Here is a 17058-nt window from a genome sequence, read left to right on the forward strand (position 1 = left end):
CGCCCATGCCCGTCCTGCGCCGATTCGCTTTCCCGCTCGTACTCGCCCTGCTGTTGCTGCAGGGCTGCACGGTGCCGCGCGCGCAGATCCGCCGCGCCGATGCGATCGTCGCCGCCGGCGCCGACCGCATCAGTACCTGCGACCGGACCGACCATTGCGCGCTGCCGTCGCCACTGCTGGAGGCCGCCAACGCCGCGCTGGCCGCCTCCACCCCGCAGCAGCCGGTGCACGTGGTCACCCTGCTCGACGACTCCGCGCCGGCCATGGCCGCACGGATCAACCTGGTACGCGCCGCGCGCCAGTCGATCGACGTGCAGACCTACATCTGGGACCAGGACGACGCCGGCCAGCTGATGCTGGACGAACTGGTGCGCGCCGCACGGCGCGGCGTGCGCGTGCGCATCCTGGCCGACCAGCTGTTCTCCTTCAACGACCCGGACCTGCTCGACCGGCTGGCACGGATCAGCCCGAACCTCGAAGTGCGGTTGTACAACCCCACCTTCCACAAGGCCCACACCCAGCCGCTGGAATTCGCCGCCGGCTTGTTGTGTTGCTTCATGCAGTTCAACCAGCGCATGCACAACAAGCTGCTGCTGGTGGACGACGCCATCGGCATCACCGGCGGGCGCAACTACCAGGACCGCTACTTCAACTGGGACGACGCCTTCAACTACGTCGACCGCGACGCAATGGTCGGCGGGCCGGCCGCGCGGCAGATGGCGGCCAGCTTCGCGCTGTTCTGGAACCACAAGCGCTCGCTGCCGCTGACCCACCTGCGCGACATCAACCGGCGCATCCTGTCCGACCGTGTGCCGCCGGTGTGGCCGGCCCCACGCTACCGCCGGCCGGTGCGCGTGGCACGGGTGCAACAAGCCGCCGAAGACCCCGCCTGGCTGCAGACCTGGCTGGTCGACGCCTCGCGGCAGGTCGGCCAGGTGGAGTACTTCAGCGACCTGCCGGCGAAGACCGACAAGCCGGACAAACGACGCGCGCTGGAATTCACCCAGCACATCATGCGCATGATCAGCGAAGCGAAACGGGAGGTGCTGCTGCAGACACCGTACCTGGTGATGAGCAAACGCGCCCAGCACATCTTTCGCACGCTGCACCGGCGCACCGATCCGCCGCGGGTGATCGTCTCCACCAACTCGCTGGCCGCGACCGACGCCTTCGCCGTGTACGCGATGTCGTACAAGCACCGCAAGCGCTACCTGAAGAAATTCGGCTTCGAGGTGCACGAACTGAAGCCGCACGCGCCCAGCGCCGCGGTGGACAACGAACTGGCCAACCTCGACCTGGACACGACCGCGCTGCCGCCGTCGGAAGCCGCCAGCCTGGCCCACGTCCCCGCAGCGCGCTTCCACCTGCTCGGCAGCCGCGGCAGCAACAATCGGCCGGCGCCGCTGCAAAGCGAAGGCATGCGCTTCGGCCTGCATGCGAAGTCGATCGTGGTCGACGACATCTTCGCGATGGTCGGCTCGCACAACTTCGACCCGCGCTCGGACCACTACAACACCGAGTCAGGCGTGATCGTCTACGACCACGGCTTCGCCGACCAGCTGCGCCACAGCATCCTGCGCAGCACGCAGCCGGAGAACGCGTGGGTGATCGCCCCGCGGCAGTCGAAGGTGCCGGTGCTGACCGACATCAACCAGGCGATCGGCTCGGTTTCCGAGAGCCTGCCGCTGTTCGACCTGTGGCCGTTCCGTTACGCCACCAGCTTCGACCTCAAGCCCGGCTGCCAGCCGCTGCGCGCCACCGACCCGAATTTCTACGCCTGCTACGAACCGGTCGGCGACTTCCCCGACGTGGCGCTGTCGCCGAAACTGATCATCACGCGGCTGGTCACCGCGTTCGGGGTGGGGGCCAAGGGCATCCTGTGAGCGCCGCTCACCGTGCGGAAATCACTTCGCCACCTATTTCCCAGTTTGAAGCTCTTCGCTCTGAACCGACAAAGCGCGAAGCACCCATGCGACCGGGCAATAACCCTACGGCAACTGCGCGACGCGATCGCCCCGCGAGGTGAAGCGCATCGGCAGCTCGCCGCTGAGGCCGTCGGGATGGTCCGGCGGCACCGCGAAGCGCCAGCCGCGCACGCTGCGCAGGGCGTGCTGGTCGAGCACCGGGTCGCCGCTGGATTCGGCGAGGCTGGCGGCGCTGACGCGGCCGCCAGCGTCGATGTCGACGTGCAGCAGCACGCGGCCGTCGAGGTGGCCGCGCAACTCGTCCCATGGCTGCGAGGTATCGGCAGGCGTGGCCAGCGGTACCAGTTCCGGCGCAGGCGCGGGGGTGGCGACGGCGGCCTGCACTTCATCACCGGCGACCATCGGCGGCAGCGCCCGGCGCGTCGGCACCACGCGGGCCGGGCCGTGCGGGCGGCGCGGGGCAGGGTGGGCACGCATCGCGGTCGACGTGTCGACCCGCGCGGTGTAGCGCGCCGGCGGACCGGGCCAGATGCCGGTCTGGGTGCTGAGCCAGCCGGTGCCGGCGACGCCGACGGCCAGTGCGATCAGGCTGAGGGTGGTGGTGGTGCGCAGGCGAAACATGGCGGTCTTTATGCACCCCGCTGGGCGAATCGCGGCTGAAGCTGCCGAATCCTTCAGCGCTCGAGGATCGCGGTGACGCCCATGCCGCCGGCGGTGCAGATCGAGATCAGCCCGCGGCCGGCGCCCTTCTGTTCCAGCAGCTTCGCCAGTGTGGCGATGATCCGCGCGCCGGTGGCAGCGAACGGATGGCCCACGGCGAGGCTGGAGCCGTGTACGTTGAGCCTGGCCGGGTCGATCGAACCGAACGGCGCGTCCAGGCCGAGCCGGTGCTTGCAGTAGTCGGCCGATTCCCACGCGCGCAGCGTGCACAGCACCTGCGCCGCGAACGCCTCGTGGATCTCGTAGTAGTCGAAGTCCTGCAGGGTCAGCCCGTGGCGCGCCAGCATGCGCGGCACCGCGATGGTCGGCGCCATCAGCAGGCCTTCGCCGTGCACGAAATCCACCGCGGCGACTTCGGCGTCGCGCAGCCAGGCCTGGATTTTCAGCCCACGCTGCGCGGCCCACGCCTCGCTGCCCAGCAGCACCGCGGCGGCGCCGTCGGACAGGCCGGTGGAATTGCCGGCGGTGAGCGTGCCGTGGCCGGAGGTCTTGTCGAACGCGGGCTTCAGCGTGGCCAGCTTTTCCATGCTCGAATCGGGGCGCAGGAAACCATCGCGCTTCAGCCCGCGGAACGGCACCAGCAGGTCCCCGAAGAAACCCGCGTCATAGGCGGCGGCCAGCTTGCGGTGGCTGTCCAGCGCGAGCTGATCCTGCGCCTCGCGGCTGACGTGCCACTCCTTCGCCATCTGCTCGCAGTGGTCGCCCATCGACTTGCCGGTGCGCGGTTCGGCCACGCCGGGGAACGAGGGCTTCAGCTCGCCCAGCGAGAAGCCGCGCAGCGCCACCTTCAGCTTGTCCAGCGGCGTCTTCGCCCGGTTCATCGCCAGCAGGCGCTTGCGCAGGCGGGTGCCGTAGACGATCGGCACGTCGGAGGTGGTGTCCGAACCGCCGGCGATGCCGGCCTCGATCTGCCCGGCGGCAATCTTGTTGGCGATGATGATGGCGTTGTCGAGCGAGGTGCCGCAGGCGCGCGCGGTGGTGATGCCCGGCGTGGTCGGCGCCAGCCCGGAGCTGAGCAGCGCCTCGCGCGCCAGGTTCCAGTCGGACGGGTGCCTGATCACCGCGCCCATCGCCACTTCACCCAGTTCCACCCCGTGCAGGCCGAAGCGCTCGACCAGCGCGCCGAGCACCTTCACCGACATGCCGAAGTTGCCGACGTCGGCATACGCCGTGTTGTTGCGGCAGAACGGGATGCGCACACCGCCGATCACCCCGACGCGCTTCTGCGTGTTTTCCATGCTCGGAACAGTCCACCACTCAAGTCCGCCAAGGCTAACCCGCCATGCCGCGCGGCGAAAGCCCAAAAGCCTGAATGGTAGAATCGACACTCTTTGTCTGCCGGATCGCCGCCCGTGGAAGCACAAACACTGTCCGCCCTGCCTGTGGTGCTGGCGCTGGAACCGGTTGCGGGCGAAGCACCACGCATGACCCTGAGCCGCGACGAGGCCGCCGAACTGGCCGCGCTGGTCGCCAGCGACCTGCATGCGCTGGTGCCGCAGGTCGACGTCGCGCGGCTGGCGCTGGCCGGCGCGCTGTTCGACCAGGTCGAGCTGCTGCGGCCGGGCTTCCCGGTATGGGCCACGCTGGACGAGCTGGCGCGGCGCGTGCCGCGCAACCACCTGGGGAATGTGGTGGCCTTCGGCAGCCACGACGGGCACATGCCGCTGCCATCGCTGGAGCCGTCGCCGACCTACGCCGCAGGCCCGATGCGGCTGCTGCCGATGCATCTGCTGGCGCCGGCGGAGCAGGCCGAGGAACTGTCCGAGCAGCTGGAGATCCAGCTGGTCGGCCGCGGCGAGGCCGGTGCGCTGACCGCCGACTGGCTGATGCGCACGCTCGGCATCCGGCTGGAGCACGTGCGCTACCTCAGCCGCAACGACCTGCTGGCACTGACCTGCGTGCAGTACGAGCACGTCAACCTGGCGCCGCTGTGGGCGCTGCTGGAGACGGCGCTGCTGACCCCGGACCGCGAGGAAACGACGATGAGCGCGCGCGGGCTGGCCCTGCGCTACGCCGACGGCAAGGTGCTGGTGCAGCCGCCGTCGCAATGGCTGGCCGCGCAAACCGGCGACAGCGCCGAGCGCACGCACGATTTCGCCGGCATCGTGTTCGAGCTGCGCCAGTACGCCGCGCTGCTCGATGCGCACCAGCTGCCGCTGCAGTTGCAGCCGGACGCCACGCGGCAGACCGAGGCGGCCGCCGGCTACCTGCTGGAAACCCTGGCCGCGGCCGACCCCAGCTACGACCCGCCGGAGCTGTTCGCGCACGAGGCGCCCGGCCTCGGCGTGGTGGCGGTCACCCTGGCCCAGCGCGGCGATGGCGGGCATGCCCGCGCGCTGGCGCACGGCTATCCGCTGCAACCGCGGGCGCTGGGGCCGCTGCTGGCGCGGCTGGCCGACCGTTATGCGATCGCCGCCGAACTGCATGCGCTGGGCCGGATCGTGCTTGACGCCGACGGCCGGCTCGGCGCGCCGGCCACCGCCCTGCATTGATCGCCGCCGGGACGGCTGGGCAACGCCGGCAACTCGGCGCATGATGGCGGCGCGCTGACAGGGGGCGCCATGCTGACGGAATGACCATGCGGCCGCACAAGCCTGCCGAGGTATCGCCATCGCTTCCGGATGAAACCGACTGGCCGGCATGGGTCGCGCACGGCGCGCCCGCACTGCTGGCCTACCTCGACCACGAACAGCGCTTTCGCTACGCCAACGAAACCCATCGCCGCTGGCTTGGCATCGACCCGCAGCAGCTGATCGGCCGGCGCCTGATCGACGTGATCGGCCCGCGCAACCATGAGCTGGCCAGCGTGGCGCTGGATAGCGCCTATGCCGGCCACACGGCCAGCTACGAGGGCGAACTGTACAACGGCCGCGAGCGGCGCTATGCCCGCGGCAACTTCGAGCCCGACTTCGATGCCGGGGGCCGCGTCCGCGGCATCTTCACCGCGCTGGTCGACATCACCGAGCGGCGCGACCTGGAACTGCAGCTGCACGAGAGCGAGCAGCGCTTCTTCGGCGCGTTCCAGCATGCCGCGATCGGCATGGCGCTGGTTGCACCGGACAGCCGCTGGCTGCGGGTCAACGCGGCGCTTTGCGCGATGCTCGGCTACCACGAGGACGAATTCCTGTCGCGCACGACGCGCGACATCACGCACCCCGACGACATCGCGGCCAGCGACTCGCGGCATGAGCAGATGCTGGCTGGCGAGCTGGAATCGTGTCACATCGAGAAACGCTATTTCCACAAGAATGGCGACCCGGTGCATGTGCAGCTCAGCGTGTCGCTGGTGCGCGACAACGACAGCAGTCCGCTTTATTTCGTCGTGCAGATCCAGAACATCAGCCAGCGCAAGGCGTTCGAGGACGCGCTGCACCGCGAGCGCGAACTGGCCGAGGTGACCCTGCGCTCGATCGGCGACGCAGTGATCACCACCGACCCGCAACTGTGCATCACCTCGCTCAACCCGATCGCCGAGGCGATGACCGTCTGGAGCAGCATCGAGGCGCAGGGCCGGCCGATCGAGGAGATCTTCCAGCTGTTCGATGCCCACGACGGCCACGCCGTGGCCAATCCGCTGCGCGCGGCGATCGGCCACAACAGCATCGTCGACCTGGTCGGCAAGACCCTGCTGCGCCACCGCCACGGCTTCGACACGCCGGTGGAGGATTCCTCCGCGCCGATCCACGACCACGCCGGCAACGTGATCGGCGGCGTGCTGGTGTTCCACGACGTCAGCGAGACCCGCGCGCTGGCGCTGAAGATGATCCACCTGACCCAGCACGACACGCTCACCGGGTTGCCCAACCGCAGCCAGTTGCACGGGCACATCGGCCAGGCGATCGCCACCGCGAACCGGCGCCAGCAGCGCGCCGCGCTGCTCTACATCGACATCGACAACTTCAAGCAGGTCAACGAGCTGCACGGCCACGCCGCCGGCGACCAGGTACTGCGCGCGTTCACCGCCCAGCTGCAGCGCTGCCTGCCGGGCGACGAGCTGCTGAGCCGCTACGGCGGCGACGAATTCGTGGTGCTGCTGCCGCACCTGGAAAACGTGGGCGAGACGGCCAGCCTGTGCCAGACGCTGATCAACCAGGGCGAGCAGACCCGCGTCGACGGGCTGCCCGAGCTGGACCTGCACCTCAGCATCGGCATCAGCGTGTACCCGGACGATGCGACCGAACCGGAGGGTCTGCTGCAGCATGCGGAGACCGCGCTGGTCGCGGTGAAGGCGCAGGGCCTGCACGGCTACCGCTTCTTCACCGCGTCGATGAACGAGCGCACGCAGGCACGCCGGCGGATCGAGACGGCGTTGCGCCAGGCGCTGTCGCGGCACGAACTGGACCTGCACTACCAGCCCAAGGTGGAGGCGCAGAGCGGCCGCATCGTCGGCGCCGAGGCGCTGCTGCGCTGGTACGCGGACGGCCACGAGCAGTACAAGCCGGACCAGTTCATCCCGGTCGCCGAGGACACCGGGCTGATCCTGCCGATCGGCGCCTGGGTGCTGCGCCAGGCCTGCCGCCAGGCGCAACGGTGGCTGTATGCCGGCCACGCGATCCCGGTGTCGGTGAATGTGTCGCCGCTGCAGTTCCAGCACGCCGAGTTCTACCACTGGCTGGACGAGGTGCTGGACGAAAGCGGACTGGATGCCGGCCTGCTCGAACTGGAACTGACCGAGCGCATGGTGATGTCCGGCGGTGACGCGACCACCGGCCTGCTGCAACGGATCAAGCGGCGCGGCGTGCGGCTGTCGCTGGACGACTTCGGCACCGGCTACTGCAGCCTGTCGTACCTGAAGCATTTCCCGATCGACGCGCTGAAGATCGACCGTGTGTTCGTGCATGACCTCACCAGCGACCGCGACACCGCCACCATCACCAGCGCAATCATCGCGATGGCGCGCGGCCTCGACAAGGAAGTGGTCGCCGAAGGCGTGGAGACGCGCGAGCAGGCCGCGTTCCTGCGTCAGGCCGGCTGTTCGCAGCTGCAGGGTTTCCTGTTCGGCGCGCCCATGCCGACCGACGAGTTCCAGCGGCTGCTGGCCGAACCCGCCCGGATTTTACCTGACCCGTAGCGGCTCCCGCTCCGTGTCCCGAGGCGAAGCGGCGGGCAGCGCCCGCCTTACGAAACCGGCTTTGCCAGCGGCGCCTCGTACATGAAGTAGTGGCAGCGCTGCATGCCGAGCCCTTCGTAGGTCGCCTGCGCGCGCTGGTTCTCCGTTTCCACGTACAGCCGCAGGCCGACCGCGCCGGCCGCCGCGGCACGCTGCGCCACTTCGGCGTACAGCGCGCGGAACGCGCCGACGCGGCGCGCGGCGGGCGCCACGTAGACGCTCTGGATCCACCAAAAATCGCCGTTGCGCCAGTCGCTCCATTCGTAGGTCACCAGCAGGCAGCCGAGCGCCGCACCGTCGTGCTCGGCCACCAGGTAGAAGCCGCGCCGCGGCTGCTCGAACACGCCGCGCACGCCGCGTTCCAGCGTGGCGGGATCGAGCCGCTTGTGTTCGGTTTCCCAGGCCATCGCCGCGTTCCAGGCGACCAGGTCGGAAACGTCGGCAAGAGTGGCGGCGCGGATCTGCAGTGGCACGGCGTGACTCCGGTGGAGGCGGGCGCCCATCGTAGCGTGCACCGTCTTCACATGTCGGCGCGTAGGGTCGAACCGAGCCGGCGGTCGCAGCCCTCACACGGGTTCCCGCTGGCGCTCCGCCCACATGGATGCCTCGTGGCCGATTCCGCGAGGCCCAAGGAAAACCGCTTTTGAACATCGGCAACCTCCTCGACCGGCTCAAGCTGCGCAGGCTGAATGCGTTCCGCCGGCGCCGCGCCGCCGCACGCACGCGGCCGGAGCAGGAACCGGCGCTGCGCGCGGAGTTGTTCAGCGCCGAGCAGATGGAGCGGCACGGCCGCGCGCTGGCCGGCCAGCACCGGCTCGGTGCGCGGACCAGCATGGATTCGCTGCTGGTGCGGCTGGACGACAACAAGGCAGTGCTGACCCACACCTGCGAGCGGCTGACCGACGCCACCCGCAAGCGGCGGCGGATCACCCCGGCCGCCGAGTGGCTGCTGGACAACTTCTACCTGGTCGAGGAGCAGGTGCGGATCGCCCGCCGGCACCTGCCGAAAGGCTACAGCCGCGAACTGCCGCGGCTGGCCAGCGGGCCGTCGGCCGGCCTGCCGCGGGTCTACGACATCGCGCTGGAAATCATCTCGCACGGCGACGGTCGGGTCGACACACACATCCTGCAGCGCTTCATCGACGCCTACCAGGAAGTGAGCCCGCTGAAGCTGGGCGAGCTGTGGGCGATCCCGATCATGCTGCGGCTGGCGCTGATCGAGAACCTGCGCCGGGTGGCCGCGCGGGTGATGGCGGACTGGCGCCACCGCGGCAAGGCCGCGCGCTGGGCCGACGCGATGACCGCCACCGCCGGGCGCGAGCCGAACTCGGTGGTGCTGGTCGTGGCCGACATGGCGCGTTCGGACCCACCGATGAACGGCCCGTTCGTGGCCGAGATGGCGCGCCGGCTGCAGGGCCAGAGCCCGGCACTGGCGCTGCCGCTGAGCTGGATCGAGCAGCGCCTGGCCACCTCGGGGCAGAGCATCGAGCACCTGGTGCAGCTGGAGGCGCAGCAGCAGGCCGCCAACCAGGTCTCGATCAGCAACAGCATCGGCAGCCTGCGCACGCTGTCGGCGATCGACTGGCGCGACTTCGTCGAGCAGTGCAGCCTGGTCGAGCACGGCCTGCGCGAGGATCCGGCCGATGTCTATGCGGCGATGGATTTCGCCACCCGCGACCGCTATCGCCACGTGGTCGAGGCGATGGCGCGGCGGCACCGGCTGACCGAGTTGCAGGTGGCCGAGGCGGCGATCGCGCTGAGCCAGGCCGCGGCGCCCACCGACAGCAGCATGCCGCTGCCACAGCACGTCGGCTACTACCTGATCGATCGCGGACGGCCGCGGCTGGAACAACAGCTGGGCATCCACCCGCCGCTGCGCGAGACACTGCGCCGCGGCTTCGACCGCGCGCCGCTGCCGATCTACCTGGGTCTGCTGGCGTTGCTCACCTTCGCCTTCGCGCAGCCGCTGGTCGCCGTCGCCGCGCACCAGCACTGGTCGACGTGGGCGCTGGCCGCGCTGGCGGTGCCCGCGGCGATCCTGGCCAGCCAGCTGGGGTTGAGCCTGCTCAACTGGATCGCCACGCTGTCGATCGCGCCGCGGCAGCTGCCGCGGATGGATTACTCGCACGGCATTCCGGCCAGCGCGCGCACGCTGGTGGCGATCCCCAGCCTGGTCGCCAGCGCGCAGGACGTCGACGAACTGGCCGAAGCGCTGGAGGTGCGCTTCCTCGGCAACCGCGACGAGCACCTGCACTTCGCCCTGCTCACCGACTTCGCCGACGCCGCGCACGAGACCCTGCCCGGCGACGAGGCGCTGCTGCTGCGCGCGCAGCGGCGCATCGAGGCGCTCAATGATCGCTACGCCAGCGCCAGGGCCGACCGCTTCTTCCTGTTCCACCGGCCGCGCCGCTGGAATCCGGGCGAGCAATGCTGGATGGGCCACGAGCGCAAGCGCGGCAAGCTGGCCGACTTGAACGCGCTGCTGCGCGGCAACGCGCACGGCCGCTTCATGCTGATCGTGGGCGACATCGCGTCGCTGGGCCCGGTGCAATACGTGATCACCCTGGACACCGACACCGAACTGCCGCGCGACGCGGCGCAGGCCTTCGTCGGCACCATCGACCACCCGCTCAACCGCGCCGTGTACGACCCTGTCCTGCGCCGCGTGGTCAGCGGCTACGCGATCCTGCAGCCACGCGTGGGGATCAGCCTGCCCAGCACCGCGCGCTCGCGCTACGCCCAGCTGTACGGCAGCGACGCCGGCATCGACCCGTACACGCAGATGGTCTCGGACGTGTACCAGGACGTGTTCGGCGAAGGCTCGTTCATCGGCAAGGGCATCTACGCGATCGACCCGTTCGAGCGCGCCCTGGACGGCCGCTTTCCGGACAACCGCATCCTCAGCCACGACCTGGTCGAAGGCTGCCACGCGCGAGCGGGCCTGCTCAGCGACGTGCAGCTGTTCGAAAGCTACCCGGCGCGCTACGGCGCCGACGTGAAGCGCCGCCACCGCTGGATCCGCGGCGACTGGCAGCTGCTGCCGTGGCTGCTGCCGTGGGCGCCGACCGCGCACGATGGCTGGCGCCGCAACGCGCTGACCGCGCTGTCGCGCTGGAAGATCCTCGACAACCTGCGCCGCAGCCTGGTGCCGGTGGCGCTGCTGGTGCTGCTGCTGGTCGGCTGGCTGCTGATCGGCACGGTGCTGTCGTGGACCCTGGCGGTGCTGTCGATGGTGCTGCTGCCGCCGCTGCTGGCGGCCCTGCTCGAACTGGTGCAGAAGCCGCGCGAGGTGCAGCTCGACCAGCACCTGCGCGCCGGCTTCCAGGCCGGCCTGCAGCACCTGGCGCGGATGGCGCTGGGACTGGCGTGGCTGCCGCACGAGGCGCTGTACCACCTCGACGCGATCGTGCGCACGCTGTGGCGGGTGACGGTCAGCCAGCGCCACCTGCTGCAGTGGCAGACCTCCGGCGAGGTCGAGCGGCGCAGCGGCAACGCGCCGGCCGCGCTGTGGCGGCTGATGGGGATCGGCCCGGCGCTGGCGCTGCTGCTGGGCGTGGTGCTGGCGCATGAGCGTCCGCTGGTGCTGTGGCTGGCCGCGCCGTTGCTGCTGCTGTGGCTGGTCTCACCCGCGATCGCGTGGTGGATCAGCCAGCCGCGCGTGCCCGGCGCCTTCGCGCCGAGCACGGCGCAGCAGCGCTTCCTGCGCACGCTGGCACGGCAGACCTGGGCCTTCTTCGACACCCACGTAGGCGCGGCCGAGCACTGGCTGCCGCCAGACAACCTGCAGGAGCAACCCGGCCCGGCGATCGCCCACCGCACCTCGCCCACCAACATCGGCCTGGCGCTGCTGGCGAACCTGGCCGCGCACGACTTCGGCTTCCTCGGCAGCGGCCGCCTGCTCGAACGCACCGGCCACACGCTGGCCACCATGCAGCAACTGCCGCGCCACCGCGGCCACTTCTACAACTGGTACGACACGCAGAGCCTGCAGCCACTGGCGCCGCTGTACGTCTCGGCGGTGGACAGCGGCAACCTCGCCGGCCACCTGCTGACCCTGCGCCCCGGGCTGGAGGAACTGGCCGACCAGCCGGTGTTCCAGCCGCGCGTGCTGCACGGCCTGCGCGACACGCTGGCGCTGCTGCACGACACCCTGGATCCCGACCTCTCGCGCGCGCTGGACCCGCTCGACTGGCAGCTGCAGGAGAGCCTGGCCACGCCACCGGCGCGCACCGGCGCGGCCAGCGCGCTGCTGCTGCAACTGCGCGGCCACGCGCAGGCGCTGGTACCGCGGCTGGAGACCGAGCCCGGCAGCGAGTCGCGCTTCTGGCTCGACGCGCTGCTCGCGCAGTGCGACGAACTGTGCGCCGAGGCCGCCGCGTTCGAGCTGGACCCGCCGGCCGACGACGTGGCCGGCTTCGAGGGCATCCCCACGCTGCGCCAGCTGGCGCGGATCGAACCGCTGGCGTGGCCCGCCGGGGCCGACGCCGAGGGCGTGCGCGAACACGCGCGCGAACGCCTCGCCGTGATCGCGCAGCTGGCCCAGCAGGCCGGCGAACTGGCGCTGATGGACTACCGCTTCCTCTACGACAGCGCGCGCGACCTGCTGGCGATCGGCTACAACGTGGACCAGCGCCGGCTCGACGCCGGCTACTACGACCTGCTGGCGTCGGAGGCGCGGCTGGCCAGTTTCGTCGGCATCGCGCAGGGCCAGCTGCCGCAGGACAACTGGTTCGCGCTGGGCCGCCTGCTTACCACCGTGGGCGGCGAACCGGTGCTGCTGTCGTGGACCGGCTCGATGTTCGAGTATCTGATGCCGCTGCTGGTGATGCCCGGCTACGAAGGCACCCTGCTCGACCAGACCTGCCGCGCGGCGGTGGCGCGGCAGATCGAATACGGCAACCAGCTCGGCGTGCCGTGGGGCGTTTCCGAGTCCGGCTACAACACGCTGGACGCGCACTTCACCTACCAGTACCGCGCGTTCGGCGTGCCCGGGCTGGGCCTGAAGCGCGGGCTGGGCGACGACGTGGTGGTGGCGCCGTACGCCACCGCGCTGGCGCTGATGGTGGCGCCGGCGGCGGCCACCAAGAACCTGCAGCGGCTGGCCGAGGCCGGCGCGCGCGGCCGCTACGGCCTGTACGAGGCAATCGACTACACCCCGGCGCGGCTGCCGCTGGGCCAGGACTCGGCGCTGGTGCGGCAGTTCATGGCGCACCACCAGGGCATGAGCCTGCTCGCGCTGGGCCACGCGCTGCTGGGCCGGCCGATGCAGCGGCGCTTCGAATCCGACCCGCAGTTCCAGGCCACCAGCCTGCTGCTGCAGGAGCGCGTGCCGAAGACCGCGGCGGAATACCTGCACGCCTCCGGCTTCCCCGAGTCGGACGGCAGCCCGCGCCCGGCCGAGGCGCGGCTGCGCGTGTTCGCCGACCCGGACCGCGCGCGCCCGGCGGTGCAGCTGCTGTCGAATGGCCGCTACCACGTGATGCTGTCCAGCGCCGGCGGCGGCTACAGCCGGCGCGGCGAGCTGGCGCTGACGCGCTGGCACGAAGACATCACGCGCGACGCCTGGGGCATGTTCTGCTACCTGCGCGACGTGGCCAGCGGCGAGTGCTGGTCCACCGCCTACCAGCCCACGCTGATGAAGACCGAGCAGTTCGAGGCGATCTTCTCCGACGCACGCGCCGAGTTCCGCGTGCGCGAGCGCGAGTTCGACGCGCACACCGAGATCGTGGTGTCGCCGGAAGACGACATCGAGCTGCGCCGCACGCGCATCGGCAACCGCAGCCGCACGCGGCGCACGATCGAGCTGACCAGCTACGCCGAGGTGGTGCTGGCGCCGCCGCTCGCCGACGCAGCGCACCCGGCCTTCAGCAAGCTGTTCGTGCAGACCGAACTGGTGCCGGCGCTGCAGGCAATCGTGTGCACGCGCCGGCCACGCTCGGCCGACGAGCAGGTGCCGTGGATGTTCCACCTGCTGGCGGTGCATGACGCCGACATCGACGCGATCTCCTACGAGACCGACCGCGCCCGCTTCATCGGCCGCGGCCGCAGCACGGCCGAGCCGCAGGCGCTCGACCGCGAGCAGGCGCGGCTGTCCGACAGCGCCGGTTCGGTGCTCGACCCGATCGTGGCGATCCGCTGCCGCATCACGCTGGAGCCGGAGCAGTCGGCCACCATCGACTTCGTCACCGGCTACGCCGCGCAGCGCGACGGCTGCCTGCAGCTGATCGGCAAGTACCGCGACCGCCACCTCGCCGACCGCGTGTTCGACCTGGCCTGGACGCACAGCCAGGTGCTGCTGCGCCAGCTCAACGCCAGCCTCGCCGACGCGCAGCTGTACGAACACATGGCCACCGGCATCCTGTACCCGAACGCCGGCCTGCGCGCCGAGCCGGCCGTGCTGCGCGGCAACCGGCGCGGGCAGAGCGGGCTGTGGGGGCAGTCGGTCTCCGGCGACCTGCCGATCGTGCTGCTGCAGATCGCCAGCCCGTCGCGGATCGAGCTGGTGCGCCAGCTGGTGCAGGCGCACGCGTACTGGCGGCTGAAGGGGCTGGCGGTGGACCTGGTGATCTGGAACGAGGACCGCGCCGGCTACCGGCAGGAACTGCACGACCAGATCATGGGCCTGATCGCCTCGGGCAGCGAAGCCAGCCTGCTCGACCGCCCCGGCGGCATCTTCGTGCGCCCGGGGCAGCAGCTGTCCGGCGAGGACCGGCTGGTGATGCTGGCCAGTGCGCGGATCGTGCTCAACGACAGCCGCGGCAGCCTGGCCGAGCAGATCGGTCGGCGCCAGGTGGAAACCCACGCGCCGCGTTTCGAGCCGAGCCGGCCGCGGCGCATCGGCAGCGCCACGCTCGCCGCCAGCGCCCGCGCCCCGGCCACGCTGCAGCTGGCCAACCCACACGGCGGCTTCAGCAGCGACGGCCGCGAGTACGTGATCACCCTGGCCGCCGGCGACAGCACGCCGGCGCCGTGGGCGAACGTGCTGGCCAACCCGCAGTTCGGCACGGTGATCTCCGAGAGCGGCAGCGCCTACAGCTGGGGCGAGAACGCGCACGAATTCCGGCTCACCCCGTGGCACGACGACCCGGTCGGCGACGGCAGCGGCGAGGCGCTGTACCTGCGCGACGAAGAGACCGGCCAGGTATGGTCGCCGACCCCGCTGCCCTGCCGCGGCAGCGGCAGCTACGTCACCCGCCACGGCTTCGGCTACAGCGTGTTCGAGCACCACGAGGACGGCATCCACTCCGAACTGTGGATCTACGTGGCACTGGACGCCTCGGTGAAATTCTCGGTGCTGAAACTGCGCAACGACTCCGGCCAGCCGCGCCGGCTAAGCGTCACCGGCTACGTCGAATGGCTGCTCGGCGACCTGCGCGCGAAGACCGCGATGCACGTGGTCACCGAGTCGGACCCGGCCAGCGGCGCGCTGTTCGCGCGCAACGCGTACAACAGCGAGTTCCCGAACCGCGTGGCGTTCTTCGACGTGGACGACCCCGCGCGCGGCATCGACGGCGACCGCGGCGAATTCCTCGGCCGCAACGGCAGCATGCGCGCGCCGGCCGGGCTGGGTCGCGCCAACCTGTCCGGCCGGCTCGGCGCCGGGCTCGACCCCTGCGCGGCGCTGCAGACGCTGGTGACACTGGACAATGGCGAGCAGCGCCAGCTGATCTTCCGCCTCGGCCTGGGCCGCGACGCCGCCGAGGCCAGCGCGCTGGTGCAGCGCTTCCGCGGCAGCGGCAGCGCCGCCGACGCGCTGGACAGGGTGCGCGCGCACTGGGCGCGCGTGCTCGGCGCGGTGCAGGTGCGCACGCCGGAACCCGCGCTCGACGTGCTCGCCAACGGCTGGCTGCTGTACCAGACCATCGCCTGCCGGATCTGGGCACGCAGCGGCTACTACCAGAGCGGCGGCGCGTTCGGCTTCCGCGACCAGCTGCAGGACTCGATGGCGACCGTGCACGCCGCGCCGGAACTGTCGCGCGCGCAGCTGCTGCTGTGTGCCGCGCACCAGTTCGCCGAAGGCGACGTGCAGCACTGGTGGCACCCGCCGCTGGACCGCGGCGTGCGCACCACCTGTTCCGACGACTACCTGTGGCTGCCGCTGGCCATCGCGCGCTACGTGCTGGCCAGCGCCGACCGCGGCGTGCTGGACGAATGCGTCGGCTACATCGAGGGCCGCCCGCTGCACGACGGCGAGGAGTCGTACTACGACCTGCCGCAGCCCTCGGCCCTGCGCGAAACGCTGTATCGGCACGGCGTGCGCGCGCTCGAGCGCAGCTTCAGCCGGCGCGGCGCGCACGGCCTGCCGTTGATCGGTGGCGGCGACTGGAACGACGGCATGAACCGGGTCGGCGAACAGGGCCGCGGCGAAAGCGTGTGGCTGGGCTTCTTCTCCTGCGAAGTGCTGCAGCGCTTCGTCGAAGTGGCCCGGCTGCACGACGACGAGCCGTTCGCGCAACGCTGCGCAGGCGAAGTGGCCAGGTTGCGCACCGCGCTGGAACAGCACGGCTGGGACGGTGCCTGGTACCGCCGCGCCTACTTCGACGACGGCACACCGCTCGGCTCCGCCGGCAACGACGAATGCCGCATCGACTCGATCGCGCAGAGCTGGTCGGTGCTGTCCGGCATCGGCGCGCCGGCACGGCAGCGACAAGCGATGGCGTCGCTGGATGCGCACCTGGTGCGCCGCGACGCCGGCCTGGTGCAACTGCTGACCCCGCCGTTCGACCAATCCGCGCTCGACCCCGGCTACATCAAGGGCTACCTGCCCGGCGTGCGCGAGAACGGCGGCCAGTACACGCATGCCGCGATCTGGGCCACCATGGCGTTCGCCGAGCTCGGCGACAGCGCGCGTGCGTGGGAACTGCTGCGCATGATCAACCCGGTCAGCCACGGCCTCGACGACGCGCAAATGGACGTCTACAAGGTCGAACCCTACGTGGTCAGCGCCGACGTCTATGCGGTCGCCCCGCACACCGGCCGCGGCGGCTGGAGCTGGTACACCGGCTCCGCCGGCTGGATGTACCGGCTGATCGTGGAATCGCTGCTGGGCCTGCGCCTGGAAGCCGGCCAGCTGCGCTTCGCGCCGGTGCTGCCGCCGGAGTGGGAAGGTTTCACCATTGACTACCGCCACCGCGACACGCTCTACCGGATCCACCTGCGCCAGAGCGACGCCGGCACGATGAGCACGCTATGGCTGGACGGCACCGCGCAGGCCAATGGCCGCATCCCGCTGGCCGACGACGGCGCGGAGCACAGCGTGGAACTGAACTGGCCGCGCCGCCCATGAAGCCGGCCGCGGCTGCG

Annotated in this window: 7 protein-coding genes; 4 read left to right on the forward strand and 3 right to left on the reverse strand. The window is 70.8% G+C overall.

The window, feature by feature from the left end; all coding sequences use genetic code 11:
- Positions 1-5 precede the first annotated feature (5 nt).
- Positions 6-1883, forward strand: coding sequence for a phosphatidylserine/phosphatidylglycerophosphate/cardiolipin synthase family protein (locus IMW82_RS10510; RefSeq protein WP_211004397.1), 1878 nt, complete (start codon positions 6-8; stop codon positions 1881-1883).
- A 105-nt stretch (positions 1884-1988) separates the two neighbouring features.
- On the opposite strand, the gene IMW82_RS10515 is transcribed toward IMW82_RS10510, so the two are convergent.
- Together IMW82_RS10515 and IMW82_RS10520 are read right to left on the reverse strand one after the other, a co-directional pair.
- Positions 1989-2546 (reverse strand): energy transducer TonB, encoded by a 558-nt coding sequence (locus tag IMW82_RS10515; RefSeq protein WP_211004398.1) that lies wholly within the window; start codon positions 2544-2546, stop codon positions 1989-1991.
- Positions 2547-2599: 53 nt separating this feature from the next.
- On the reverse strand, positions 2600-3883 hold the full coding sequence (locus IMW82_RS10520) for an acetyl-CoA C-acetyltransferase (RefSeq protein ID WP_108470273.1): 1284 nt from the start codon (positions 3881-3883) through the stop codon (positions 2600-2602).
- A gap of 114 nt (positions 3884-3997) precedes the next feature.
- Between IMW82_RS10520 and IMW82_RS10525 the strand changes: the two genes are divergently transcribed.
- The gene (locus IMW82_RS10525; protein ID WP_211004399.1) at positions 3998-5137 is read left to right on the forward strand and encodes a hypothetical protein; all 1140 of its coding nucleotides are present in this window, start codon (positions 3998-4000) and stop codon (positions 5135-5137) included.
- Positions 5138-5223: 86 nt separating this feature from the next.
- Positions 5224-7716, forward strand: coding sequence for a GGDEF and EAL domain-containing protein (locus IMW82_RS10530; RefSeq protein WP_211004400.1), 2493 nt, complete (start codon positions 5224-5226; stop codon positions 7714-7716).
- A 47-nt stretch (positions 7717-7763) separates the two neighbouring features.
- On the opposite strand, the gene IMW82_RS10535 is transcribed toward IMW82_RS10530, so the two are convergent.
- A complete protein-coding gene (locus IMW82_RS10535) occupies positions 7764-8228 on the reverse strand; it encodes a GNAT family N-acetyltransferase (RefSeq protein WP_211004401.1) in 465 nt (154 codons plus the stop codon).
- Between the two features lie 170 nt (positions 8229-8398).
- Here IMW82_RS10535 and IMW82_RS10540 point away from each other — a divergent pair, with 170 nt between their 5' ends.
- Complete coding sequence (locus IMW82_RS10540; RefSeq protein ID WP_211004402.1) at positions 8399-17041, forward strand: glucoamylase family protein; 8643 nt, start codon at positions 8399-8401, stop codon at positions 17039-17041.
- Positions 17042-17058: the final 17 nt, after the last annotated feature.

Source organism: Rhodanobacter sp. B2A1Ga4, assembly GCF_018101315.1.
Taxonomy (GTDB): domain Bacteria; phylum Pseudomonadota; class Gammaproteobacteria; order Xanthomonadales; family Rhodanobacteraceae; genus Rhodanobacter; species Rhodanobacter thiooxydans_A.